This is a genomic window from Clostridium hydrogenum, from assembly GCF_021432385.1.
GTDB lineage: Bacteria > Bacillota > Clostridia > Clostridiales > Clostridiaceae > Clostridium_S > Clostridium_S hydrogenum.
On record NZ_JAEACT010000003.1, the window covers coordinates 193353 to 217857 of the forward strand.

General features: G+C 28.5%; 20 protein-coding genes, 1 pseudogene and 1 riboswitch. Of the genes and pseudogenes, 10 read left to right on the forward strand and 11 right to left on the reverse strand.

What is annotated here, in order from left to right; translation table 11 throughout:
• Positions 1–725: 725 nt before the first annotated feature.
• Entirely contained in the window at positions 726–2288 is a 1563-nt protein-coding gene (locus CUEA01_RS14185) for a DUF3794 and LysM peptidoglycan-binding domain-containing protein (RefSeq protein ID WP_234122346.1), read from the reverse strand.
• A gap of 464 nt (positions 2289–2752) precedes the next feature.
• On the reverse strand, positions 2753–2989 hold the full coding sequence (locus CUEA01_RS14190; protein WP_234122347.1) for a Veg family protein: 237 nt from the start codon (positions 2987–2989) through the stop codon (positions 2753–2755).
• Positions 2990–3342: 353 nt separating this feature from the next.
• On the opposite strand from CUEA01_RS14190, the gene CUEA01_RS14195 reads away from it, so the two are divergent.
• The 9 genes from CUEA01_RS14195 to CUEA01_RS14235 all read left to right on the forward strand — a co-directional run bounded on the left by CUEA01_RS14195 (position 3343) and on the right by CUEA01_RS14235 (position 14833).
• Positions 3343–3495: a hypothetical protein gene (locus CUEA01_RS14195; protein ID WP_234122348.1), complete on the forward strand. Its 153-nt coding sequence runs from the start codon at positions 3343–3345 to the stop codon at positions 3493–3495.
• 102 nt (positions 3496–3597) lie between these two features.
• Positions 3598–3680, forward strand: a riboswitch (cyclic di-GMP riboswitch).
• Positions 3681–3750: 70 nt separating this feature from the next.
• Positions 3751–6039, forward strand: a complete 2289-nt coding sequence (locus CUEA01_RS14200) for a glycosyltransferase (RefSeq protein ID WP_234122349.1) — start codon at positions 3751–3753, stop codon at positions 6037–6039.
• Positions 6040–6053: 14 nt separating this feature from the next.
• Entirely contained in the window at positions 6054–7250 is a 1197-nt protein-coding gene (locus CUEA01_RS14205; protein WP_234122350.1) for a hypothetical protein, read from the forward strand.
• Between the two features lie 25 nt (positions 7251–7275).
• Positions 7276–8697: an MBOAT family O-acyltransferase gene (locus CUEA01_RS14210; protein ID WP_234122351.1), complete on the forward strand. Its 1422-nt coding sequence runs from the start codon at positions 7276–7278 to the stop codon at positions 8695–8697.
• 17 nt (positions 8698–8714) lie between these two features.
• Positions 8715–9905: a hypothetical protein gene (locus tag CUEA01_RS14215; protein WP_234122352.1), complete on the forward strand. Its 1191-nt coding sequence runs from the start codon at positions 8715–8717 to the stop codon at positions 9903–9905.
• 43 nt (positions 9906–9948) lie between these two features.
• Positions 9949–11067, forward strand: a complete 1119-nt coding sequence (locus CUEA01_RS14220; protein WP_234122353.1) for a hypothetical protein — start codon at positions 9949–9951, stop codon at positions 11065–11067.
• A 184-nt stretch (positions 11068–11251) separates the two neighbouring features.
• Positions 11252–12517 (forward strand): MBOAT family O-acyltransferase, encoded by a 1266-nt coding sequence (locus CUEA01_RS14225; protein WP_407929257.1) that lies wholly within the window; start codon positions 11252–11254, stop codon positions 12515–12517.
• Positions 12518–12530: 13 nt separating this feature from the next.
• Positions 12531–13745, forward strand: coding sequence for a DHHW family protein (locus CUEA01_RS14230; protein WP_234122355.1), 1215 nt, complete (start codon positions 12531–12533; stop codon positions 13743–13745).
• 23 nt (positions 13746–13768) lie between these two features.
• Positions 13769–14833, forward strand: coding sequence for a glycosyl hydrolase family 8 (locus tag CUEA01_RS14235; protein ID WP_234122356.1), 1065 nt, complete (start codon positions 13769–13771; stop codon positions 14831–14833).
• Between the two features lie 540 nt (positions 14834–15373).
• Here the strand turns inward: CUEA01_RS14235 and CUEA01_RS14240 are convergent.
• The 6 genes and pseudogenes from CUEA01_RS14240 to CUEA01_RS14265 all read right to left on the reverse strand — a co-directional run.
• Entirely contained in the window at positions 15374–17386 is a 2013-nt protein-coding gene (locus CUEA01_RS14240; RefSeq protein ID WP_234122357.1) for a glycosyltransferase family 39 protein, read from the reverse strand.
• Between the two features lie 68 nt (positions 17387–17454).
• Positions 17455–17904, reverse strand: a complete 450-nt coding sequence (locus CUEA01_RS14245; RefSeq protein ID WP_234122358.1) for a hypothetical protein — start codon at positions 17902–17904, stop codon at positions 17455–17457.
• A 153-nt stretch (positions 17905–18057) separates the two neighbouring features.
• The gene (locus CUEA01_RS14250; protein ID WP_234122359.1) at positions 18058–18849 is read right to left on the reverse strand and encodes a Cof-type HAD-IIB family hydrolase; all 792 of its coding nucleotides are present in this window, start codon (positions 18847–18849) and stop codon (positions 18058–18060) included.
• A 147-nt stretch (positions 18850–18996) separates the two neighbouring features.
• The gene (locus tag CUEA01_RS14255; protein ID WP_234122360.1) at positions 18997–19272 is read right to left on the reverse strand and encodes a hypothetical protein; all 276 of its coding nucleotides are present in this window, start codon (positions 19270–19272) and stop codon (positions 18997–18999) included.
• Between the two features lie 165 nt (positions 19273–19437).
• Positions 19438–19755 carry a bacteriocin immunity protein gene (locus CUEA01_RS14260; RefSeq protein WP_234122361.1) on the reverse strand — a complete coding sequence of 106 codons (318 nt, stop codon included), beginning with the start codon at positions 19753–19755 and terminating at the stop codon, positions 19438–19440.
• Between the two features lie 228 nt (positions 19756–19983).
• A pseudogene (locus tag CUEA01_RS14265) lies at positions 19984–20196 on the reverse strand (sporulation peptidase YabG); the annotation flags it as partial.
• Positions 20197–20218: 22 nt separating this feature from the next.
• On the opposite strand from CUEA01_RS14265, the gene CUEA01_RS14270 reads away from it, so the two are divergent.
• A complete protein-coding gene (locus CUEA01_RS14270; RefSeq protein WP_234122362.1) occupies positions 20219–20656 on the forward strand; it encodes a helix-turn-helix transcriptional regulator in 438 nt (145 codons plus the stop codon).
• A 235-nt stretch (positions 20657–20891) separates the two neighbouring features.
• On the opposite strand, the gene CUEA01_RS14275 is transcribed toward CUEA01_RS14270, so the two are convergent.
• The 3 genes from CUEA01_RS14275 to CUEA01_RS14285 form a co-directional block, all read right to left on the reverse strand.
• A complete protein-coding gene (locus CUEA01_RS14275; RefSeq protein WP_234122363.1) occupies positions 20892–21446 on the reverse strand; it encodes a hypothetical protein in 555 nt (184 codons plus the stop codon).
• A 109-nt stretch (positions 21447–21555) separates the two neighbouring features.
• Entirely contained in the window at positions 21556–23316 is a 1761-nt protein-coding gene (locus CUEA01_RS14280) for a DUF262 domain-containing protein (RefSeq protein WP_234122364.1), read from the reverse strand.
• 57 nt (positions 23317–23373) lie between these two features.
• Positions 23374–24258: a hypothetical protein gene (locus CUEA01_RS14285; RefSeq protein ID WP_234122365.1), complete on the reverse strand. Its 885-nt coding sequence runs from the start codon at positions 24256–24258 to the stop codon at positions 23374–23376.
• Positions 24259–24505 lie beyond the last annotated feature (247 nt).

Consider the following 24505-nt stretch of genomic DNA (forward strand, 5'->3'; position numbering starts at 1 on the left):
AAGGTGTAGTGCAAAACCAAATAACAAGGTACAGGTACATTAAAAATAATGTGGTCTACGAGTATCTCGAAATCTTAAATAAAATTAATAAACCTAAGTGGCAAATTTTCCGAAAGCTTAAGAACTTTCAATAACTTTATGATTAGTTTTAGATTATATTCTGAATGCCACATTAGAAATTAATATACATGGGTTCAATAATCTTAATGGGCAAAGCCCAAACCCAACTTAGGTGCATTCCCTAACATCATTTCTTTTCTACACCTACTAAAGGTTCTTTGATTAATCCACTACATCTTTATTTCACAATATATAATTATTTTTTAAGAAATTAACACTGTAATTTTAATTATTTCAGTAATAATTATTGTTTCTGTACTACACCAAAATTCCGTAGGGACACTGATATTTTCAATTAATTCATTTTTTGAAATGGAACATTAGAAATTAGTTATAAATGGTCAAGAATCTTAATGGACTTACGTCCAAGCCTCTGGTATGGGTTCTTTCCTTAAAATCATGTGCATTGCGAAGTAAGTATGTTGCAGGGTGATTTAAATAAAATTTTATAAATCTTAGGTAAAAAACTTTAAAAGACTTAGAGGTTTCAATTGTCTGAGCTTCTTTTCAGCGAGTTATTGAAACGTCTTAGGCTTTTAAAGTTTTTTGCCTTAGATTTATTAATTTTATTTAATATCCTGCAATATACTTACTTCGCATTAATTTTAGATAACTATTCTTCCTGGTATCAGCAATTTATCCCCTATTGGAAGTTCATCTGGATTATCTAGTTTATTTGCTTTAATTATATTTTCAACAGTTGTGCAATATCGTTTTGCTATTTTCCACAGAGAATCACCTTTTTGAACAATATAAATTGTAATACTTGCTTTTTTCTTTGGCATTTCACCCTCAAGTGCAAGTACATCTACTATAAATTCTTTATGTTCATTGTAGCTAACCTTAACATCCAAATCTACTATAGCTTTAACTGATATAGTCCCTGCTTCAACTGTGGCTTCAATATTCTCAATATAAGCATCTGCATTACATATCATATCAATTTTAGCACCTGGCACATCAATAGTAGAATTAAAAGGTACTTCTTCATTTACTGCATAAACATATTTTTCTGCATCTGAAGTCTTATAAACTACATTTGCGTTTACAACTCCATCAATAACCACTTTATTCTCTACAATTTTTTTGTCAGTTACAATAGCCTTTCCATTTGCCATTATAGTATCTACCGGCACGGGATCTTCCTCTGAAATCTCAATATTTTCTTTTGCCATCGTTTCAGAAAATACATGGTCGAACAACATATTTACATCATAATCCTGCTTCTGTAACTTTAAATTAGTTTGAGGTGAATATGCATCATCAACTATATTCATTTCCTCTTTCTTAATTAGTTTCATGTCACATTTAACAAGTGCATCAATACTTATGATTCTTTTTTCTCCAAGATCATCTTCCTTCAAAGAAATTTCAGATGCATCCACTCCAAAATTTGCTTCATAATCCAAACTTGGATCCGCCTCATCAATCTTACCTTCGCCTGTAATAAGTACATCATCTGAAATAGAATTAATATCTACAGATCCTTTGTCTCTATATAAAACATCAACATATGCAAAAGCTTCAACCTGAACTTTTCCTTCAAGTACTTTAACTTGTTTTTTATGAACATTTATATTAAATTTTAATATTTCATCGACTTGTGGCTTATCCATTGGAACTAACATGTTAGACTTTGCTATTAAATCTATAGATGATTTACCTATGATTTTATCTAATTTAGTTTGCTTCTTCAAAAACTGTATTTCCCCAATTCCAAGTACATCACTAACCATATCAATTTTACATGGTTTGTTAATTTCAGCTTCCAGCTTAACTATTCCTTCCACTGATATTTTTCTTTCATTTACAATATTACATTCCATATGTTCTACATATGCTTTAGCTGCACACCTCATATCATGTTCACAGCCTATTATATCAACATAATTAGTAAATTTAGAGGTATACGTCACACCACACACCGCATTAGTTTCATCACCTCTTCCTAGATACAAAACATTAAATTCTATGTTTCCCTCAACATACACCTTATCCTGCATAATATCTGTATTTAAAATATTAGTTTTTGCATCCACTGTAAGTATTTCTTTTACATCAGGCTGAGTATCCGGAATTATATATTCTTCTTTTACCACAGTATCAGATGTATTTTGTCCAATTCTCTGCTCATAATCTATGTTTTCTTTAAGCAATTCAATAGACATAATTATCCCTCCTACAAAATACCTAATATATGTATATATCATGTATATCAAAAATATGATATCCTGTAAAAATTAATATTTTATTTTTTCTATAATAAAAATTATTATATTAATTTCAATGTTTTTTTACACATAATAACAATCATTTCATAAATTCCTAATTTTATTTTCATCTTTTCTTAAAAAAATCTATTTTTTGTATATATATCATCATTTTTCTCTTGACAATTATCTTTAAATAATATAATATTATAATTGGTTATTGACCATATAACCTCTCATAAATTCTCAATACCCTTTTATACCATAGTTGAAAGATGGGCGCTAACCATCTTTCTTTTTTTTATAAAATTCATTTCAAATAAGGTATCTTATCTAGTGAAACTTCAACCATATGCCTTAACCAAACTTTTAGAAAGATTATGAAAAAAATAAACGATACTAAATTAATAGTACCGTTTCAATTATGCTCCAAAAACTATTTGAACCGTTTTAGTTAACACATCCGAATAGCTATAAGTCACTGTCCTTTGGGTGTCACTTTCTAATCTGACAACAAAAATACTAGGGTATGTTTTTTCAATTACTCCACTATTTACAACTACCTTTTTTCTGCCTCCATTTGCCTTTAGCATAACTTTCTCACCGATATGATTTTCTATATCCGCCTTTATTATTGCTAGGCCACTGCCTTTTACCATAGACAAACACCCTCTTTCCATGTTAACAATTATACCTCTAATATTAATTTTTGTCAACTAATCTTTTATTTTATCAACCATTTAATAGGTTGTCAATATTAATTTTTTGTTAACACCCATAACTTGATTGAAATTTAAGCTATAATGTCCGCTAAATCTAACTTTATATCTATATAACTTACTATTTCTCCATCTTTCTTTTTATGTTATTTTAACTTAGTCTATCCAAATAATTAATAAAAAATTCAAAATTTTGCTTTTTAAGTATAACATTAATCCATATATTTCATAGAATTAAATTATTAATTTAAGAAAAAATATATTTATAGATAAAAAAGAAAGGGGATTTTACGATGGATAAAAAGAAAAAATCTAGCACAGATAATCAATGGTCATCATTACCAGAAGAATCTTTTAATTCTTCAAATATATCAGGTAAAAAAGAAAAAACTGCAACTGACAACCAATGGACATCTACTATAAAAAATTCTAATTGCAATAAATAAATTTGATCATATTCAAAATATATATTTACTTTATAACTAACATATGATAATATTTGAAGCATAATATTGTGGATAACGATCGCAATATACATTTTTTTGTAATATATGGTGGAAACTTTGACAAATTTCTATTAATTGGGCACTTAAGAAATTTGGAGTTAGTAGTGCAACCGGCCAACTATTTATATTTTCTAAGAATATATTTATAGTTGGTTTTTTTTATATAAAATAATATTTAACGGGTGGTAATATAAAATGAAATTTAAAACAATAAAAAATCATTTTCTAATAATTAGCAGTATTTTAATGACTATTATTTATTTAATTTGGAGAACATTTTTTACTATACCTACTGATAGCAATATAGTATCAATCATCTCCTCAATAGCTCTACTAATTGTTGAAATTCTTGGCATGTTTGAAGCCGCAGTACATTATTACAATATGTCAGAAATAAAATATCCCGTACGCCCAAAGGTTGATGAATGCCTATTTCCGGATGTTGATATTTTTATTGCTACCTATAACGAACCTAAAGAACTACTCTATAAAACTATAAATGGCTGCATCAATATGGATTATCCTGATAAATCAAAAGTACATATTTACCTATGTGATGACGGTAACAGAGCAGAAATAAAAGAATTAGCCTCATCAATGAAAATAAACTATCTAACACGTACTGACAGAAAAGGCTCTAAGGCTGGTAATTTAAATAACGCTCTTGCAAATTCAAGTTCCCCACTAATAGTAACTTTTGATGCAGATATGATTGCAATGCATGATTTTTTGACTTCTACTGTACCGTATTTTCTTAATGGTGAAAAAGTTGGATTTATACAAACACCACAAAGTTTTTATAATCCAGACCTATTTCAATATTACCTTTTTTCAGAAGGAAGAATTCCAAATGAGCAGGACTATTTTTATAGGGATGTTCAAATTTCTAGAAATAAAAGTAATTCAGTTATTTATGGTGGAACAAATACTGTTATATCTCGCTTAGCATTAGAAGAAATAGGTGGATTTTATACAGATGCTATAACTGAAGACTTTGCTACTGGTTTAATTATTCAAAGTAAGGGATATAAATGCTACGCAATTGATGAAATTCATGCTTCCGGGCTTGCACCTGCTGATTTACCTAGTTTAGTTAAACAGCGTGAAAGATGGTCACGAGGCTGTATTCAAACTGGCAGAAGATTAAATATACTATTTAGGCGTGGTCTTAATTTAGAACAAAAGCTCAGTTACCTTTCGGCAATCTCTTATTGGTATTCAGGTATAAAAAGATTAGTTTATATTATGTCGCCTATACTTTTTTCAGTTTTTGGAATAATTGTTGTTAAGTGTACACTTGTACAAGTACTTATTTTTTGGTTACCAATGTATTTATTAAGTGATGCTGCATTAAAACAATTGTCTAATAATATAAGAACCACTAAATGGACAAACATATATGAAACAATTTTATTTCCATCACTTATTATACCTGTTTTACTAGAAACCTTTGGCATATCTCAACATAAATTTGCTGTAACAAGAAAGGATGGTGCACAAGATGACACTATCTATAGATTAAAAAAATCAATACCACACATATTTTTTGCAGTACTTTCTATAATAGGTATCGCCAATTGTACTAGGATGATTTTTACTTCTGGTTCGCCATCATACATTGTTGTTTTATTTTGGTTAATATCAAATTTTTATAACATATTGATGTCCATATTTTTCATGCTTGGTAGGAAAGCTTTCCGTAAAGCAGAGCGGTTTTCAATTACAGAGCCTTGTACTATTTCATATGAAGAAACGGAAATCAAATGTACTACTACTGACATATCAGAGGGTGGTCTAGCAGTTATACTTGATTCCCCTGAATTTATTCCATATAACATTGATGTTAATTTATCCGTATCTACACAAAGATATTCTTGTAAATTTAAGGGACAGGTCGTTCAAGTACAAAATATATCAAAAAAGTGGAAATATGCTTTTAGGCTTACAAATATCGATGAAAAAAATTTCAAACAACTTTTAAACATAATATATGATAGGGTACATTCTCTACCAAAGAACTTAGATAAAAATAACAGTATTTTTGATGACCTTAGAGTTAACTTACTGAATAGAAATAAAAAATCTTTTGTATTTAGTAGAAAACTTCCTCGCTTAGATTTAAATAAACCTTTAATCTCGGATGAACTTGGTGAAGTTAAATTAGTGTCTTTTAATTATGAATACTTAGTGTTAGAAACTAATTTACTTACAGAGTCAAAACCAATAATTAAATTACACCTTAGTAATAACCTCGCAATTAATTGTGTGATGGAAAAAACTCTAGATTACAACAAAATACAAAAATCTCACTTACATCTTTATAAAATTGAAAATTATTTAGAATTACAAAAGAATAAAGAATTAAAGGAATTATTAACAGAGTGGATTGATGAATATGAAAAACAAAAGTCAGAAATTATGGAATCACAAAAAGCTGTGTATATTAATGTAATTTATGGCATTAACGAAATGGATTATTTATAATGTGGGGGATTAAAATGACTCTTATGAAGGTAATAAATAATATTTTAACTGGCAACAAGCCATCTAAAACTTCTGTACCTTTTATCAAATTTGATTTCAAAAAAGTACTATTAATTTTTTTTATAGTATTCTTAATCACAAATACTGGAATTATCGCAAAAGCAGCTAAAAGTACAAACCAAAAGCAGCTTATAATTGATAACATAAAAGAAGCCTCAAACGGAAATACAGTGGAATATAATTATAACAAAGCTAATTCTAGTTTAAGTGCTAAGATTAGTTCGAAAAACTTATCTAAAGGTTACTATACAACTATATTCTACAATAAACTAAATAATGATTTTCTTAACTATAAAATGATAAATTTCAATATAGACAATGAATCAAAAAATGAGCTTAGAATTAACTTTATGATTAATAAACCTAATGGAACTAACCTCTCCTTACAAAATAATAAATCAGTACTTTTAAAAGAAGAAAACAGCCTACTTACAGAAAAAGTACTTACATCATATGGCAGCATTGCAATTCCAAAAGGTTTTAGAGGACTAGTTTATATTCCATTTGATAGCCTCGGAAAATCAATTGAAAACAAGAAAGATAAAAAAATTATAATATCAGATGCCTCTACCTGGTGGGGAATATCTATAACATCATCTGAAAATGAAGAAAAGATTTTTAATTTAAGTAATTTCACATTATCAAATTCAAACACAGAATTAACAAAAATAAGTAATTTAAATTTTAACCTTGAAGGTGACAATCAAGTTCAAATACCGATTGTTGGTGAATCTATTTCTCAGTTCAAAGCTAACCCATATGATTCATATAACCATATACTAACTAATAAAATCACTTATAAAATTGATTCACCAATAAAAGGCATTTCAGTTACCGATGACGGTATTTTAAAAATAGAAGCTGGCGTAAAGCCTCAAAAAATACAAATAGATGCAATAGATTCTAGTGATTCTTTTTATATAAGTAAAGAAATTCAACTATATAACTCTTGGACGTTAAATTCAAAGGATATAAATGGTGTTAAAAGAAGTATTCCTCAGATTAGTGAGGTTTCAAAATTGCCAAGCAACCTTTATAGCTTCTTTTTATCCACTAAGGTGCTAAATTTTATTCGAATTTGCTTTATAATTTTGATTTTAATCTGTACCTATATATTTATACTTAGTAATAAAAAAAGAAACAATGAGTAAAAATTTTTTAAGTTGGTGGTGTGACATGCTATTTTCAAGTATTACTTTTATTTTTTATTTTTTACCTTTAACTATATTATTATACTTATGTACTTCTTTTTCTAGAACATTACAAAATATTGTACTTCTGGTATTAAGCTTAATATTCTATACTTTTGGCGAACCCCATTATATACTAATTTTGCTATGCTCTATCTTATTTAATTATCTTTTGGGAATGCTGATTGAAAAATTCAGGAAAAAACATAAAATTAGCAAATGCCTCCTTATTATTGGTTGTGTATGCAATTTGGGATTACTTTTTGTATTTAAGTACTTATCATTTTTTATAAGAAATATTAATGAAGCTCAAAATTTAAAAATTTCAGTTCCAAATATTATTTTACCTATAGGTATTTCTTTTTTTACTCTTAAAGCTTTATCCTATATTATTGATATATATAAAGGCAAATATAAGGCAGACAAAAATCCACTTTATATAGGTTTGTACATATCTTTTTTCCCAGAAGTTTTAGCTGGTCCAATTTCAACTTATGGCAATATTACTAATCAAATAAAAACAAGAAAACATACTTTACAAAAATTTTCTGTTGGTGCTTGCCGATTTATTACTGGCCTTGGTAAAAAGGTTCTTATAGCCAATAACATGGCAATTATAGTTAATAATATTTTTCAAATGAGCACCAATTCGGCTGTACCGCTATCACTTGCATGGCTCGGATCTATTTCATTTGCTATACAAATTTATTTTGATTTTTCTGGATATTCTGATATGGCTGTAGGTCTTGGCTTGATATTTGGTTTTAAGCTTGAGGAAAACTTTAATTATCCATATATGGCAAACTCAATAACATCCTTTTGGCGTAGGTGGCACATATCTTTAAGTAATTGGTTTAAAAATTATGTTTACTTTCCACTTGGTGGCTCTAAAGTTGCAAATAAAGATATGATAATACGAAACCTACTTATAGTATGGATCCTTACAGGCTTCTTACATGGTTCAGAATGGACATTTGTAGTATGGGGAATCTTAAATTTCTGTCTTATTGCTTTAGAAAAAGTAATATCCTTTGATGAATTAAATTTGAAATCTATATATAAGCACATATATGTACTATTTTTTATAAACCTAGGATGGGTTATTTTCAGATCAAATAATCTAGTATCCGCCGGAAAATATATTTCATCCATGTTTGGATGTAGTAATAATGCTATTTTAAGTAATTACACTTTTATACTTTTAAAAGAAAATATCTTCTTTTTTATTGCAGCAATTATACTGTCCATGCCTATATCAAGAATTGCAAATAAACATATTGTAAACAAGACAAAATACTATGGAATTTTCCAAATATTATACCCATTTTTTATAACTGCATTATTTCTATTATCCATATCATACCTGCTACAAAACAGTTTACAACCATTTATTTATTTTAAATTTTGAAGAAAGGAGAATCAGTTATGGAAAGATTGTTTTTAAAAAAAATCATAACCGCTATAATATTTATCATTATGATTTTCACGCTCTTTTTTATTAATTTAAAAAATATCTATACTCCATTATTAAAAGAAAATTTTACTTCAAGCAGCTTAATTTCATCTTTAGAAAACATAACAGGAAATAATATCTACGAAGAAACTATTCTTTTAGAATTACGTAGTTATTTTAACAAACTAATATATAGAAATGAAGATTCAAATTTTGAAATCATAAAAGATAAGAATGGCTCTTTAAGCTATAACTACTCTGCTCCACAAAATCCGGCAATAAAAAATTTTGTAAAAAACATAAAAGCTCTTAAAGATAAGTTAAAAAATAAAACTACAAAATTCGCTTATATTATGCCTTTAGATAAATCTGTTAAAAACTATTTTACCCCTGATGACGGAATTCCATATAAATCTGCAAACGGAACTGCAAATACATTTTTAAAGTTTCTTAATAGTAATAATATAGCTACAATAGATTTACGCAAAAATTTAAATAAAAGCGGTATATCCAATAGTAATCTTTTTTTTAAAACAGATGAGCACGAAAAAATAGGCACTTCTTTTTTCGAATTTACTCAATTAGTAAACATATTAAAAACAAAATATAATTTAAATCTTGATAATAATAATTTTTTCACCAATAAAAATAATTATAATTTTATAACATATAAAAATTCCTTTTTAGGTTCTATAGGAGCAAAAACAGGAATTGCATATTCTGGTACAGATGATTTTACACTTATTTATCCAAAGTATGAAACTAATTATGAATGTACTTTCAAAACAGAAAATGGACAATTTATCACAAAAGGAAGATTTGAAGATTCATTACTTAATATACCAACCCTTAGAAGTAATAATAACATTTATTCTACAGATACTAATAAATATTCCACATACCTTTTTGGTAACCAAAACATTGTTCATATTGTAAATAAAAACAATCCCACTGGTCCAAAAATATTATTTATAAATGACTCCTTTTTAACTCCAACTGCAGCTTTTTTATCAACAGTATGTTCTGAAGTATATTTAGTTGATTTCGAGCATTATTCAGGAAATATTGCTGATTTTGAAAATAGTGTTAAAACAGATTTTGTATTTGTTTCTTTTGCTCCTGAAAATTTAACTGAAGATTTTTTCAAAGGCTTAGCTAAATAACTAAGCTTTTGACAATACATTATCCATAATTATGGAGGTATAAATGAAACTTATAAAAACACTAAAGAGATTATTATTAATTTTCCCAACAACGCTCTTAATCTTAAATACTAATGATACAATTATAGCTGCTGATAATAGTAATGAAAAACAGCTTACATTTAATAACATAATAACAACTTCAAATGGCAGTATTGTTAAATATACTTCAAATATAAATAATGAAAACTACACCTTAAATCTTAACATTAACTCTAAAAATTTAAAAAAAGGCTATTATACTTCAAATATCTTAAGTACAGCAAGCTCAAACTGGGCTAATTATGGAATGATATCCTTTGATATTTCAAATAAATCTAATAGTGAATTACGTTTTAACTTTGTTATAAGGCAAGCAAACGGAACATATTTAACAGTTTCTAATGACAAATTTGTATTAATAAAAAAATCAAATAGCAATTTATTAGAGAAGGTATCCCCTTCCTATGGCACTATTTCAATTTCAAAATTTTTTAATGGTAAAATATATATTCCATTTAAAAACCTAGGAAAAGAAGGCTTAAATAAGCAAGATATATCATATACGGTTTCCGAAATATCTTCTTTTGGAATACTTGAAACTTCAGCAGAAAATGAAGAAAAAAATTTTAGCTTAAGTAATTTTAAATTAATTGGTTTTAATTCAGCTATATTGAAAAAAAGCAATATAGACTTCTCAATTTCAGGGGATGATAGAGTTCAAATTCCTGTAGCTGGTGAGTCCATTGCACCTTATAAAGCATATTTACCTTCTAAAAATGAAGAAATAAACTATAAGCTTGAAATACCTCAAAAAGGAGTTTCTATAGCTAATGACGGAATACTAAAAATTCAAACTTATGTTTCACCACAAAAAATAAAAATAAACGCCATACTACGCCCTAGCGGCATATACGTTAGCAAAGAAATTAGTCTATATCAATCTTGGACATTAAGTGCCAAAGAAGTAGATGGCACAAGCAAAAGCGTTCCTAAAGCTAATGAAGTTAAAAGCCTACTTGGAACTAATTATAAATTTCTTTTATCTAGTAATGTGTTAAATGTTATGCGTATTGTACTAATTATCTTCGCTTTAATTCCTTTTATTTTATATTTTTTATGGTCAAAAAAGATATATAAATAATAAACTACATTTAAAATGGAGGCCTAGAATGTTATTCTCAAGCGTAGTATTTTTACTATACTTTTTACCTTTAACATTACTACTGTACTTTTCCGCTTTACCTTTTAAAAAATTACAAAACCTCATACTTCTCTTGTTAAGCTTAATTTTTTATGCTTGGGGAGAAGCTTGGTATTTATTAGTAATGATAATTTCTATTTTTTTTAATTATATTCTAGGATTATTAATATACAAGTATAGATTGAAAAATAAGATAGGAAAATTTTTTCTTATATTAGGCTGTACCTGCAATTTAGGAGTACTTTTTGTCTTTAAGTATTTATCATTTTTCATAAAAAATATAGATAAATTGCAAGGCTTAAAATTTCCAGTTCCAAATCTTGTATTGCCTATAGGTATTTCTTTTTTTACATTTAAAGCTGTATCTTATCTTATTGATACATATAGAGGCTATACCAAAGTAGAAAAAAATCCTCTTTACGTTGGTTTATATATATCCTTTTTTCCACAGCTCTTAGCAGGACCATTATCTCGCTATAATAATATTGCAGATCAGATTAGGGGCAGAAAAATAACCTGGCAAAAATTTTCCGTAGGAACCTGTAGATTCATTACCGGTCTTGGAAAAAAAGTCCTTATATCAAATAGCATGGCAGTTGTAGTTGATAGAATTTTTCAAATGAATGTTTATTCAAATGTACCAATAACTCTTGCATGGCTTGGTTCAATTGCATACACCTTGCAAATATACTTTGATTTTTCTGGATACTCAGATATGGCAATTGGAATTGGTTTAATGCTTGGCTTTAAATTTGAAGAAAACTTTAACTTTCCATATATCTCAAAATCTATAACAGAATTTTGGCGTAGATGGCATATCACTTTAAGTTTGTGGTTTAAAGACTACGTTTATTTTCCACTTGGTGGCTCTAGGGTATCAAATAAAGATAAATTAATACGTAACTTACTTGTTGTATGGGTATTAACCGGCGTTTGGCATGGGGCAGAATGGACCTTTGTAATGTGGGGCTTTTTAAATTTCGTATTTATAGCATTTGAAAAATTAATTTCTTTTGAAAAACTTAATATTAAAGGAACATATAAACACATTTATGCATTATTTGTAATAAACCTTGGGTGGGTAATTTTTAGATCTGATAACTTAATGGTGGCTGGTAAATATATTTCATGCATGTTTGGCTTAGCCAATAATGCTTTTTGGAGCCCTTATACTTTTATGTTTATAAAAGAAAATATAGTTTACTTTATAGCAGCTTTTATTTTATCAACTCCTATATCACAAAAAATCAATAAATTCATTGTTGATGCGGGGAAAGGATATTCTTTTCTAGAAATTTTATATCCTTTTACTATAATAGGATTATTCTTTGTTTCTATGTCTTATATAGTGAAAGGTACCTATAACCCATTTATTTATTTTAAATTTTAAAAAGGAGATAAAAATGCAAAGACTGTTTTTTAAAAAGTTTATGACGTCTATAATATTTATTATTATGCTTTTATCCTTCGCTTTTTATAATTTTAAAGTAAGCTATTCCCCAATATTAAATACTTTAAAGCAGCAAAAAACTAGCTCGACTTCTCTTGTAAATATAATAGCAGCTGTAGAAGGTACAATAAATGACAATACTGCTGGAAAGTACAAATTCATTGAGCTATACGGTTATATTCAAAAATTAATGTATAAAAACGAAGAATCAAACTTCGAAGTTGTAAAAGACAAAAATGATTTCTTACACTATACTTATTTTGCTGAAAAACCTAACCCTGTATATCATCTTGTGGAGAGAACAAAATCCCTTAAAGCTGGTTTAAAAGATAAACGTACAAAATTGATTTATATGATGCCGCCTGACAAATACGTTGAAGGATATTCTAAACTTCCTTATGGTATTCCATATAGTTATTCAAATGAAACTGCAGATGTATTTTTAAATTTGCTTAAGAAAAATAACATAGATACCATAGACTTGCGTAAAAACTTAACTAAAAGTGGTATTGAAAACAATCAATTATTTTTTAAGACAGATCATCACTGGACAATACAAACAGCATTTTGGGAATATACACAACTAGTAAATACACTTAAAACAAAGTATAAATTAAATATTGACGAAGATGGTTTCTATACAAATAAAGACAACTATAACTTTATAACCTACAAAAATGCTGCCATAGGCTCAATGGCAAGAAAAACTGGAATTCTTTATTCTGGTGTAGATGATTTCACTCTCATTTACCCAAAATTTGCAACCAATTATAGTTATTATTCAAAAACCGGAAATCAAGTAACAAATTTAAATGGAAGATTTGAGGAAGCTTTACTAACAATAGATCCTCTTAGAACAAATAAAGATATATACTCCCTAGAAGCTGACAAATACTCTTCCTACCTTTTTGGTAATCAGGGTATTGTTCATGTTATAAATAAAAATAACCTCAATGGTCCCAAAGTCTTATTTGTTAAAGATTCCTTCACAGTTCCATTGGCAGCCTTTTTATCAACTGTGTGTTCTGATGTTTATTTAGTTGATCCAAGGTACTATACAGGTAATATTCCAAACTATATAAACAGTGTTAAAACGGATTTTGTTTTTCTATCTTTTTACCCACAAGATTTAACTAAAGATTTCTTTAAATTTTATGAAAATAAATAATTTATAATGTAAGGTGGTTACTTATGAAATCAAAAATACTTAAAATACTTTTGTTAATTATCATTGTTATTATTATCTTGGCTGGCTTGTACCTTTTTAAAAAGAAAAATACAAAAGCCTTGAGTACTACTACTTATAATTACTATAACTATTGGAAGAAAAAATATATTATAGATGTTAGTTCCAATACAAGTAGAGTTATAGACCCTGAAAACAACAATATTACTGTCAGCGAAGGAATGGGATATGGTTTAATATTTAGCGTTACTGCTAATGACCAAGATCAATTTGAGAAGCTTTGGAATTACACTAAAAATTATCTTGATGAAAATGGTTTAATGAATTGGAAAATAGATCAAACTGGAAATATCCAAGGCAAAGGTTCAGCCACAGATGCCGATGAAGATATTGCATATGCCCTTTTGCTTGCATCAAAAAAGTGGCCTAAGACTGATTATCTTAGCGACGCAAGCAAAATGATATCGGCAATAAAAAATCATGAAATTTCTAAAGATTATATATTATTGCCTGGTGACAAATGGGGTGGCAAGGTGCCCTTTAACCCATCCTATTTTTCACCTTACTACTATTTAAATTTTGCCTCGCTTTCAACTTCCGAAAGTGGTTACTGGGAAAAAGTATTAAATACAAATCTTGAGCTAATGGAGAAAAACTCAAATTCTAAAACAGGACTTTTGCCAGATTGGCTTAATAAAGATGGCACTGTAGATGATAAAAATAATAATTTTGGCTATGATGCCGTAAGAGTTCCTTTAAGGCTTATTGAATTTTATAAAAAAACAAACAATGCCAAAGTTAAGGACATCTTAAAAAGAGAAAATAATTTTTTTGCTAATATAGGCACCAATAATTTAGTGGCTGGTTACAGTGTAGATGGTAAGCCATTAACAAACTATATAAATTCCACTTATTTATCCGCTTATGCAGCTGCTAGCTTAGTAGATGAAGGCTCTACCTTTAATAAACAGATAACGGCAAAATTAAAAAATGCCAAAGATACTAGTTATTACAGCTGTTCTTTAAAAATGTGGACATTGTTTATTATTGAAGGAGAACTTGCGAAGTAATAGCATTCTGGAACATTAAATAACATCAATAAATCTAAGAGGAATATTCTTAAAATCCTAAGAACTTTCAATAACTCACTAACGTTCAAACAATTAAAAGTTCTAAGCCTTTTAAGAATATTCCTCTTAGATTTATAAGATTTTATTTAAATTGTTCCAAAACGCTATTACTTCGCAATGGACATGGTTTTAAGGAAAAAATTCCTCCGTGCCTACGGAATTTTGGGCTAGTGCAGAAACTTTGATTTTTTACTAGAGAATATATTAAAAAACGCTAATTGGTATATTAATTGATTAATTTATTTGGATATGTTTTAAACATTGCACAGAAATAAATATGTGGTGAAACTATCAAAATAACATTGGGTAGGTGCATTAAAAAAAATGATGTTATCAACTAGTATTGAAGGAATATTTTAAATAAACTTTTAAAAAATTTGCTGCTTAGTTTTATTAAGTTTATTTAAGATTCCAAAATACTAGTTGATAACATCATTTTTAATGCACCTACCCAATGTTATTGGATTTTGCACTGCACTCTTACTTCGCATTCTTTAAATCGTATAACTCAAAAGAACTGCTTTGTCCGTCAAATCCATGATTTCCTCTTTGATTATTTGAGGTAAGAGAGGTCTTCCAGTTAGAATCGGGAACAAGCTTGCCATTTTCCTTAATCCAATTCATAATGCTGCTATTTGAATTACTTCCGCCTCCAAAATTGCCAAAGCCCCTGCTATTATTAGAATTTATTAAAGCATATCTTAATTCGCCTTTGCTAACTAAAGCTTTAAACTCATCTAAAGTAAGAATTGGATCTGAGCCGCTGAATCCACCAAGGGTCATTATAGGCTCACCCGTTTTAAGTATTAAATCAGAACCATAAGCTGTTGCTGAAGGAACCATAACAAGATACTTTTCATTCTTTTTATTTTCTTCTAGATATTTTACAAGCTTCAAGTCATTAGTAGTTCCAGACTCCCCAAGATGATTAGTTCGTGCAAGTTCTAAACCAGCTGAAGGGCTGCTTCCATTCATCTCATAGAACATTGGAGTAAATGACCAAACTGTAGGTGCTATTAAAATCCCTGCAAAAGCAATAATGGCTAATGTTCTAATAAAGGAATCTTCCTTCTTTTTAGTTAAATTAAATATGCATAATAGTATTGCAGGTAATATACATAAAACTACAATTGCTATAATTATCAGATTATATCCTTGTGAGATATTACGGTTATAGGATAAAATTAATATCTGTACAAACCCATTAATGGCAAGTGCAATTGGTAAAAACCATGCTTTTGCCTTTCCTTCTTTGTAAAATGCCCACATAGCTGATAACCCAATTCCTGCTAAAGCTGCAATAGCTGGAGCCATTGTCACTAAATAATACGTATGTGTTACATTTTTTGAGAAACTAAAATATATAAATTCAGGTACTAGCCACATAAACCATAGTATTAATGATAACTTTTTTCTTGTATCAAATGGTGCTTTCAATTTCTCCTGCATTGCCGCAGCAATAAAGCCAATTACAGCAAATGCTAAAAGCCATGATATTTGATCTGACATATTTCCATTACCAAATAATCTGAAGATACCAGTCGAATTGCTTCTCATACCATTTCCATAATTTACATTCTTATTTTTCGAATTAAACCTATTTTGAAATTCTCCTTGCAATCCTCTGTTTTGATTACTATTTTTGTCCTGACCATTTTTTCTAAACTGCTTATAACCTCCAGCTTTAGAACCACTTCTTCCGCCTATTCCAATTCTCTCTAAGCCATTATGTCCTACTATAAGCTGAATAACTGAATTATTGGTACTGCTGCCTATGTATGGTCTACTGCTTGCTGGCACACAATCTACAACTACTGCCCAAGAAAATGACACGACTAAAAGCACAACAGTTCCTATAATAAGGTCTTTTATCCTCTTTTTCAAACTTATACTAGAAGCAAGAAGATATGTTAAATATATTGCAGGGCCTACCATATAAGCTTCTACCATCTTTATATTAAAGCCTATACCAACAAGTACTAAACTCAATATAAGATAGCTAAGCTTTCCCCTTTCAGCTGCTATAAGTGCTGCCCAGCATGCAAATAGCAAAAACATTACAAGTAAATTATCTATTGTATTATTTCTAGCAGCCGCTACTGATATAGGAGTTACTGCTAAACATAGTGCCGCTACTAATCCAGCTAAATTTCCAAAAGATCTTTTAACAAGATGATATATAATTGCAACTGAAATTACTCCCGCAATAGCTTGAGGTAAAATTACACTTAAGCCGCTAAATCCAAGTATTTTTGCAAATATAGTTTGAATCCAAAATCCCACCGGCGGTTTATCAATAGTTACAAAACCCGCTGGATCAAAAGATGCAAAAAAGAAATTTTTAAAATTCATAAGCATGCTTTTTACACCAGCCGAATAAAAAGTATTTGCATATCCCTCAATACCTAAATTAGCCAAATTTAATATGGAAGACAGTATTAATATCAATGCTATTGGAATATTTTCTTTTTTTAATTTAACTTTCTTCTCCACTGCTATACACTCCCTTATATATTGGGCTGGCGCACTAAGTTTATTTAATACGTAACTAATTAAATATTTTACTGGATTAAACTATCTAAAACCGAGCCATTTTGATTTGTATCACCTAAATTTGAGTCCATTGCCTGCATCATACTATCATATCCTAAGTTACTGCTGTCATTACTAGTATCATCAGAATCATCGCTGCTATCATCAACGCTTCCAATATTATCACATGTTGATGACATACTTTGTAATGCTTGCAACTGCAGCATATCTTGTAAACTCTGAGCTTTCATAGATAAGCTATCAATACCACCAGTTTTATTAGTCCCTGCACTGTTATTGGTATTAGTGCTTGAAGTTGTAGTATCTGTAGTTGCAGTTTGGTCATTAGCTATATTTTGTATTAGATTTTCAAACATATTAGAAAAAAATGAATCTGCAGCACTTGAATTTCCACTACTGTTAGTTTGATTCTGAAGTGCACTTAGTTGCATTAATTGAGATATTGAATCTACTTGCATACCTACCCCTCCTTTGTATTTAAGATACCTAATATTTAGTATAGCATAAAAAACTGCCTGCTATTTTAAGTTTATAATTTGTTTATACTATTTTTATAATTTAGATAAGCTGCCTAAAATATTGAATTTAATATTAATTAGATTTATCTTTAACTAAATAATCCCATAATGCTTTAAAGCGTACTCAATTCCACCATCCATTATATCTTTCGTAACAAAAGATACCTTATCAAACAAACTAGGTGTACTATTTCCCATTGCAATGCTATTTGGAACATACTGAAGCATAGGTAAATCATTATTACTATCACCAATTGCATAACAATCTTCTATTGAAACATCAAAATAATCTTGAAGAAATTTAATTCCAGTTGCTTTTGAAAACCCCTTAATAACTATCTCTCCAAAATTACCACCTCTATCGATGTAATCAAAATCTTTAGAAATATATTCTTTAAAGCTTTCAAGATTGCTCTCTTCATTTGTCCATGTAACAAACTTGTCAAAAACAATATCTGGTTCATCCCAAGATCTTGTCGTGTTATATCCTCTTTTTTCAAAATCACTTTTAGATTTTGCTAATTCAGCACAAAGAGCTTTAGTTTGATCAAAGAAGAAGTCATTTAATCCTTCCAAAAGCCCATCAATTTTACACTCACGAAGTTTTTTAATAATTCCAACACATTTTTCATGCGGAATTGATTTTGCCAATACAGGTTGTCCATCAAAAAATATATATGTTCCACATCCACAAACATAACCATCAAAGCCAATTTCACGAACATCATCTGTCACATTAAAAAAAGTTCTACCTGTATTTATAAATACTAGGTGTCCATTTTCACGAGCCTTTCTTATCGCTTTTATTGCACTCTCTGGGATTATATGAGTCTCCTCATCAACTATAGTTCCATCAATATCAAAAAAAATCATCTTTCTTTTCACTTTAGCAACCTCCATTTTTCTCTTGTAAAATATTTTTCAATTCACAGTTCACAATCCTAATTCTTTGTACCCTGATTTTCAAATTATGCCATAAAAAAAGTACACACTCCTCTAAAATGTATACTTTAATAAAACATCTCTATAGCATTACTTTACTCTTCTCAAAATAATCTCTTCATGCTTTGAAACTTCTTTTTCAATTCTAGTTAATTGTTCTCCGTGCTGTTTATAACCATCAAATAAAACCTGAATTTTAGGTTTAATTTCATTTTCAATTACTACATTTGTTTTTCTAATTTCATTTTTTAATTCTTCTTGCCCAGACTTTAAAGCTTTTATTTCACTATTTACACTTTTAAATCCATTTTGCATTTCAGCATACATTTTAGTCATAAGTTCAAACATTTCTTTACTTTCAGCCATAAATAGCACTCCTTGATTTTAAAACTTAACTACTGTTTTTCTATTATAGCATAAAAAATTATTTGAAACTACTACTTTGTTATGTATGGAGGAACTTAAATCTAGAGTACAGTGAATGGTGATTTTATTTTTTTTGGAGTAATATTTCATTATCTCCTAGTCTATTTAAAATTGAGATTTATCTCCATAGTCTGAACGATATGCACCATTTAAGCCAGCATATTTGCCTATTTCAGATAACTCTTTCATAATATTCTCTTCATCAGATGAAAAATGTAGCTTTTCTGTAAATGCTGTAAAATTTATATAGTTAACTAATTTATTTACCAGAGGAATATTTTTTTCATCAGATACATCTAGCTTTACATAAACTTTTAATAATACTTCTTTAATATCATCAAAATTAGCTTTTTCTGATTGTGAAATACTATTATATAAAGCATGTACTAAATCTTTAGACCTATTCATTGATTTATTTTCCACTATTAACGCCTCCTTGAGCCAAATTATAGCTAAAAATTAATGTAATGTAATTATACGACAAAAATTACGTTAAAAACAATTATTGTAATAAAACATTACACTGAAATTATTATTGTCTAAGGAGAAATAAAAGAAATAAGCCGTCAAAACTAATTAATCTTAACAGCTTATTTCTCATCTTAAAATTTTCATTTCACTAATTAGCTTTGAATAATACAAAAGATACTTTTAAATATAAGACGACTTCGGATACCCTTCTCTACATTTTCCTCTAGTCTGGAGCCCTCCTATACCTTTAAAGCCCGTAACTGTACCTTTAACTACCTCTTGAATATTTACTATTTCTCCTACATTTGTGTAAGCAACCTTTTCACATACAAAAACAGGATCAAGACAGTGAATTAAAACCCTGCCTGGAGAACTTGCATAATTAGCACCAGCTCATTGAACCAAATTACGCTTTTTGATTGTAAAGATATTTTACAAGGAGAAGTTTTACCTACACAAGGAGCTTTACAAAGACCTTCCTGAAAATACTATAGGCGAGAAAATTATAAAGCTTATATTAAGTCATGATATGGATAGAGAAACTTTAGCTAAGATTTTGCATTTTCATGTTGATACTATGGAAGGATGGGAAATACATAATGTTATGCCGCAGCCTTTGAATATAAAAAGACTTTGCGGCTTTTTTAAAGTTGAACCTGGATATTTTCATGAGTATTATCGGTTTTACTTTAACAATCCTGAATGTAAGATTAAAGAGTGGATGGAGAAAAACAGGTTAACTTATGATAAGGCTGCGGAAGTTTTAGGAATAAGTCGATCGGGAGTGGGAAGATTGCTGAATGGGAAGTTGAAAGTTTCATTTAATGTATATATCACTATAAAAAAATCATAAATTAGATATTCACTTATTTTTACAATACTATATATGAATTGTATACAAAATAGTTCCCACCAATGAAATTAGTGGGAGCTTATTTTAGAATTATTTATTATTTATTTTAGTAGGATCTTGGCTTTCTTTGATAAGTCTTGGCTGTGATAATTCAGGCATAGGTGGTGGAGTTACTTGTGTTTCATTTCCACTTTCATTTTTATCTGACATAATTTAATCGCCCTCCTTTCTTAACTTAATTATAATTAAGTATATATATTAAGTATGTAATTGCACATAACACAATACTAGCCATTATAAGCCATCCAGTATATCTTAAATATATAAGTTTCTTCTCATTTAGTTTAGTATTATTTTCTGTGCAAGTTGCATATTGATCACATAAATGATCTTTAAAGCCGCTTATTATAAGTTCTTCTTTTGTCTTATTAGTATTTATTTTAAAATATTTCTCATAATTATCATTAAAATACTTGTCTATAATTTTATAATCTTTCTCAAGAATAACAGGTGATTGAATATATTTATAACTATATCCGTAATAAGCCACACACACTAATACTATATCCATACATACCAATATACAATAAGCAGCTAAACTAATTTTGTAATATCCAACCCATGTTGCATTAGGAAACTTTTTTATATCTTTAAAAAAGAATCCTAAACTAGCAACCAACAAGAATATAACACTTAAAGGTATTGATGTTCTAGAATTTATTTTTTCTTTTTGTTCAATTTCTTGATAATACATTTTTTCAAACAAAGTAAACTTATCTATTTTAATCACTCCGATATAAATATTCAATTATTCTCATTAAGCTATATCCTAATACTTTAATTTTTTAATCTTCTCTATACCCATGTATTTATGCAATACACTCATATTTCTTATATGATTATAATTTTATATCATCCCATTCTTTTTGTGCCCACTCAAGTAAGCTTTTAGTTCTTTCTTCTATTGTACCTATATTCCAATCTTTAAACTCTGCTAGTTCCTTTGCCGCATACATAGGAGTATCACTATATGCAGATTTTTTTATATCAAATCCACTATTTTGAAGTTTTCTATTCAATCCTATCGGTAGAACTAACAAATTACCTATTTTATTAGCATGAAATTCCTTCCTCTTTGTAATTTTTCCCTTCCATGCTAAACTCTCTTTCTGTGGATATACATGTTCAATACTATCTTGGGAAGAGTTCTCCCATATTTTGTCCCACCATGGCTTAGGAAAATTATATCCATTTTCTCCACAAAGATACCTTTCGTAATTATAAAAGAAATATATTGCTTCTTTATCCCAGCCATTATAACAATCAGCATCCTCAAGTGCTTTCAAAATTCCTGATGCTGGATAATCTTCTCCTAGCTTAATTAATTCACTAAAAATTTCTCTTAATCTTCCTTTATCCTTAACATACACCATATTATCTTTTATACCCATAATTTTTTGAGCTAACTTCACATACTCACCAACTTTTGTCCTCGAATCTTTTTGATAAAGACCAAATATTCTAAACGTTACTTTCTCCCATTGTTGTAAAAGTATTTCTTTGTCATTTTCATCAAAGTGTTCAGATAATTTTATTGCAACAGCCAATAATCTTGAATGAATAATGTCTGTAACAGCTGTTAATCTTGAATTAGAATAAATATCACTAAGCTCATTTGCCACATCTAAAAGCCATTTTGAAATATCTGTTACTTTGCGTGGAGACTGTTTCGTAATTTTTCTAAAATATTCAATAGCATCTTCAGCCTTCATAACTCTACTTTGCTCTTCAGGACAATATAAAGTCGCTGTGAATCTTAAAATTTCGCTTCCAGGTACCTCTTTAATCCCTATTGTTCTATAAATCAACGCCCAATACTTATGTAAATATTCTAATGTATTTGATAATTGGGCATTATCTGTATTATATTCTTCATAAGCAACTCCCATTAGCATACTTTTGCATTTATCAAGCCAATCAACCTCAAGTCCCCTACTATTAAGCACTTCAAAAACAGTATATACTGTTGATTCATCTTGTAATTCATGAAACACAAAACATAATCTATACTTTATAAGTATTAGCAATTCTAGTATATCATTATCTTTGCACCATTGATCAACGAACCTTCCGCATTCTACAAATGCACATAATAAATTATACTCTGCTTGAGTTTTAACTTTTTTCTTATCTGGTTCTTTCCCTGATATCAAATAATCTCTTAATATAAGTGAACTATCATGATTAGTTTGTATTAAAATCAAACGATTATCATTATCTTTAACAAGTATTTCCTCTAATTTATTCATATCCTTTCTATATTTAGGATCGTTAATAGCTACAAGCTTCTTGTGAATGGCCTTCAGCAAAATAATCAATGTAGTTATTCTTTGCTGACCATCAACAACATCAAAAATTTCAAATATATCAGTACCATATTTCTCTTTTCTTTTTTTATTACAGCAAACTACAGTTGCTAAAAAATGATTACGAGTTCCTTCTTCATAATCATCATAACTATACAATTTTCTAATATCATTAAATAAATCTTTTCTCTGCTTACTAGTCCAACTATATGCTCTTTGATAATCTGGTATTTCAAATAATCTTCCTTGAAGAAATTCATCAAAAGTGTAAAACTGTGGATTTATTTTTTCCATTTTTTCCTCCATTTTTTCACATATATTTTTAAATCAACTAACCTTTCTGTGTAACACTTATAATTTTTTATAATAATCTATAAGACTATTTATGTAATCCCATCCTTTGTTCTTTACATATAATGAATTTAATTTTTTCTTAAAATCTTGCGTTGGGTTTTGAAGTATTAGTTTGTCCTTACATATATGATAATAATAAATATTTTCATAATCACCAATATGATTGTTTAATAGATGCTTGTCTATCCCTCTAGCGACTTCTCGAATTATACCCATATACTTTTGAAGTCTTTCTGTTGAAATTCGTTCGATATCAATAATACGTTTTGTATCTCTAGATCTAGATAATTCAATATCTCGGCCAAAAGAATGTGTAACATCATTTCTTATTTTCCTTATCTTTTCAAGATCACCTTCATGCTTTTCTAATTCAACAGGAACCTTACCAAATATTTGCTTATAATTGCTAATCCTTTTAGGCCAAGTTCCCTTAGTTATTTCTTCAGACTTGTCATAAAATGAATACTTTTCTTGATTTCCATATTTTAAAACTTTTATACCATCAAACTCCTTAGAAAAACAATAAAGTAATCCTAAATCAGATTCAATAGCTAATGATATAACTGAACTTAAATAAATTTCAAAGTATGCATTAACTGCAACTAATGAATTAAGCCTTGTCCAATTATCAAATTCTTTTAAATTTTTACTCCATTCATTTATATTTGATACAACTCTATCAGAATTTTTCCCACTAAGATGAAAAACTTTATGTGTTGTATTATTAGGAACCTTTTTTATAGCATTTCTATATGTGTATTGTGCAGAATCATATGCAGGCACATAAGACCAATATAATGAATTCATATATGTGTGATACTTATTAAACAACCTAAATGCATAACTATAATCATCCTGTGACTTCCATCTATTAAATTTCATAATTTCTCCTTAGTTTCTCCTAAAAAATATAGAAATAATATACTATGTATATTATTTCTATATAAAAACTAAAAATCCTGTATATATTATAAAAAACATCAAAACTAGCTTTTATAAATAACATTGCCTTGGACTCAAAAAAGGATAATTTAAATAGAAAAACACTAATATAAAATTTATTTCTACACTTACATAATTATTATTAAAGCTATAAACGTCTAAAAAGTACATACAGATATATAATATT

What these genes read in the sequence shown, in the direction of transcription:
- CUEA01_RS14185 (WP_234122346.1), bottom strand. Translation starts at nt 2,288, where the DNA reads ATGTCTATTGAATTGCTTAAAGAAAACATAGATTATGAGCAGAGAATT.
- CUEA01_RS14190 (WP_234122347.1), bottom strand. Translation starts at nt 2,989, where the DNA reads ATGGTAAAAGGCAGTGGCCTAGCAATAATAAAGGCGGATATAGAAAAT.
- CUEA01_RS14195 (WP_234122348.1), top strand. Translation starts at nt 3,343, where the DNA reads ATGGATAAAAAGAAAAAATCTAGCACAGATAATCAATGGTCATCATTA.
- CUEA01_RS14200 (WP_234122349.1), top strand. Translation starts at nt 3,751, where the DNA reads ATGAAATTTAAAACAATAAAAAATCATTTTCTAATAATTAGCAGTATT.
- CUEA01_RS14205 (WP_234122350.1), top strand. Translation starts at nt 6,054, where the DNA reads ATGACTCTTATGAAGGTAATAAATAATATTTTAACTGGCAACAAGCCA.
- CUEA01_RS14210 (WP_234122351.1), top strand. Translation starts at nt 7,276, where the DNA reads ATGCTATTTTCAAGTATTACTTTTATTTTTTATTTTTTACCTTTAACT.
- CUEA01_RS14215 (WP_234122352.1), top strand. Translation starts at nt 8,715, where the DNA reads ATGGAAAGATTGTTTTTAAAAAAAATCATAACCGCTATAATATTTATC.
- CUEA01_RS14220 (WP_234122353.1), top strand. Translation starts at nt 9,949, where the DNA reads ATGAAACTTATAAAAACACTAAAGAGATTATTATTAATTTTCCCAACA.
- CUEA01_RS14225 (WP_407929257.1), top strand. Translation starts at nt 11,252, where the DNA reads ATGATAATTTCTATTTTTTTTAATTATATTCTAGGATTATTAATATAC.
- CUEA01_RS14230 (WP_234122355.1), top strand. Translation starts at nt 12,531, where the DNA reads ATGCAAAGACTGTTTTTTAAAAAGTTTATGACGTCTATAATATTTATT.
- CUEA01_RS14235 (WP_234122356.1), top strand. Translation starts at nt 13,769, where the DNA reads ATGAAATCAAAAATACTTAAAATACTTTTGTTAATTATCATTGTTATT.
- CUEA01_RS14245 (WP_234122358.1), bottom strand. Translation starts at nt 17,904, where the DNA reads ATGCAAGTAGATTCAATATCTCAATTAATGCAACTAAGTGCACTTCAG.
- CUEA01_RS14255 (WP_234122360.1), bottom strand. Translation starts at nt 19,272, where the DNA reads ATGGCTGAAAGTAAAGAAATGTTTGAACTTATGACTAAAATGTATGCT.
- CUEA01_RS14280 (WP_234122364.1), bottom strand. Translation starts at nt 23,316, where the DNA reads ATGGAAAAAATAAATCCACAGTTTTACACTTTTGATGAATTTCTTCAA.
- CUEA01_RS14285 (WP_234122365.1), bottom strand. Translation starts at nt 24,258, where the DNA reads ATGAAATTTAATAGATGGAAGTCACAGGATGATTATAGTTATGCATTT.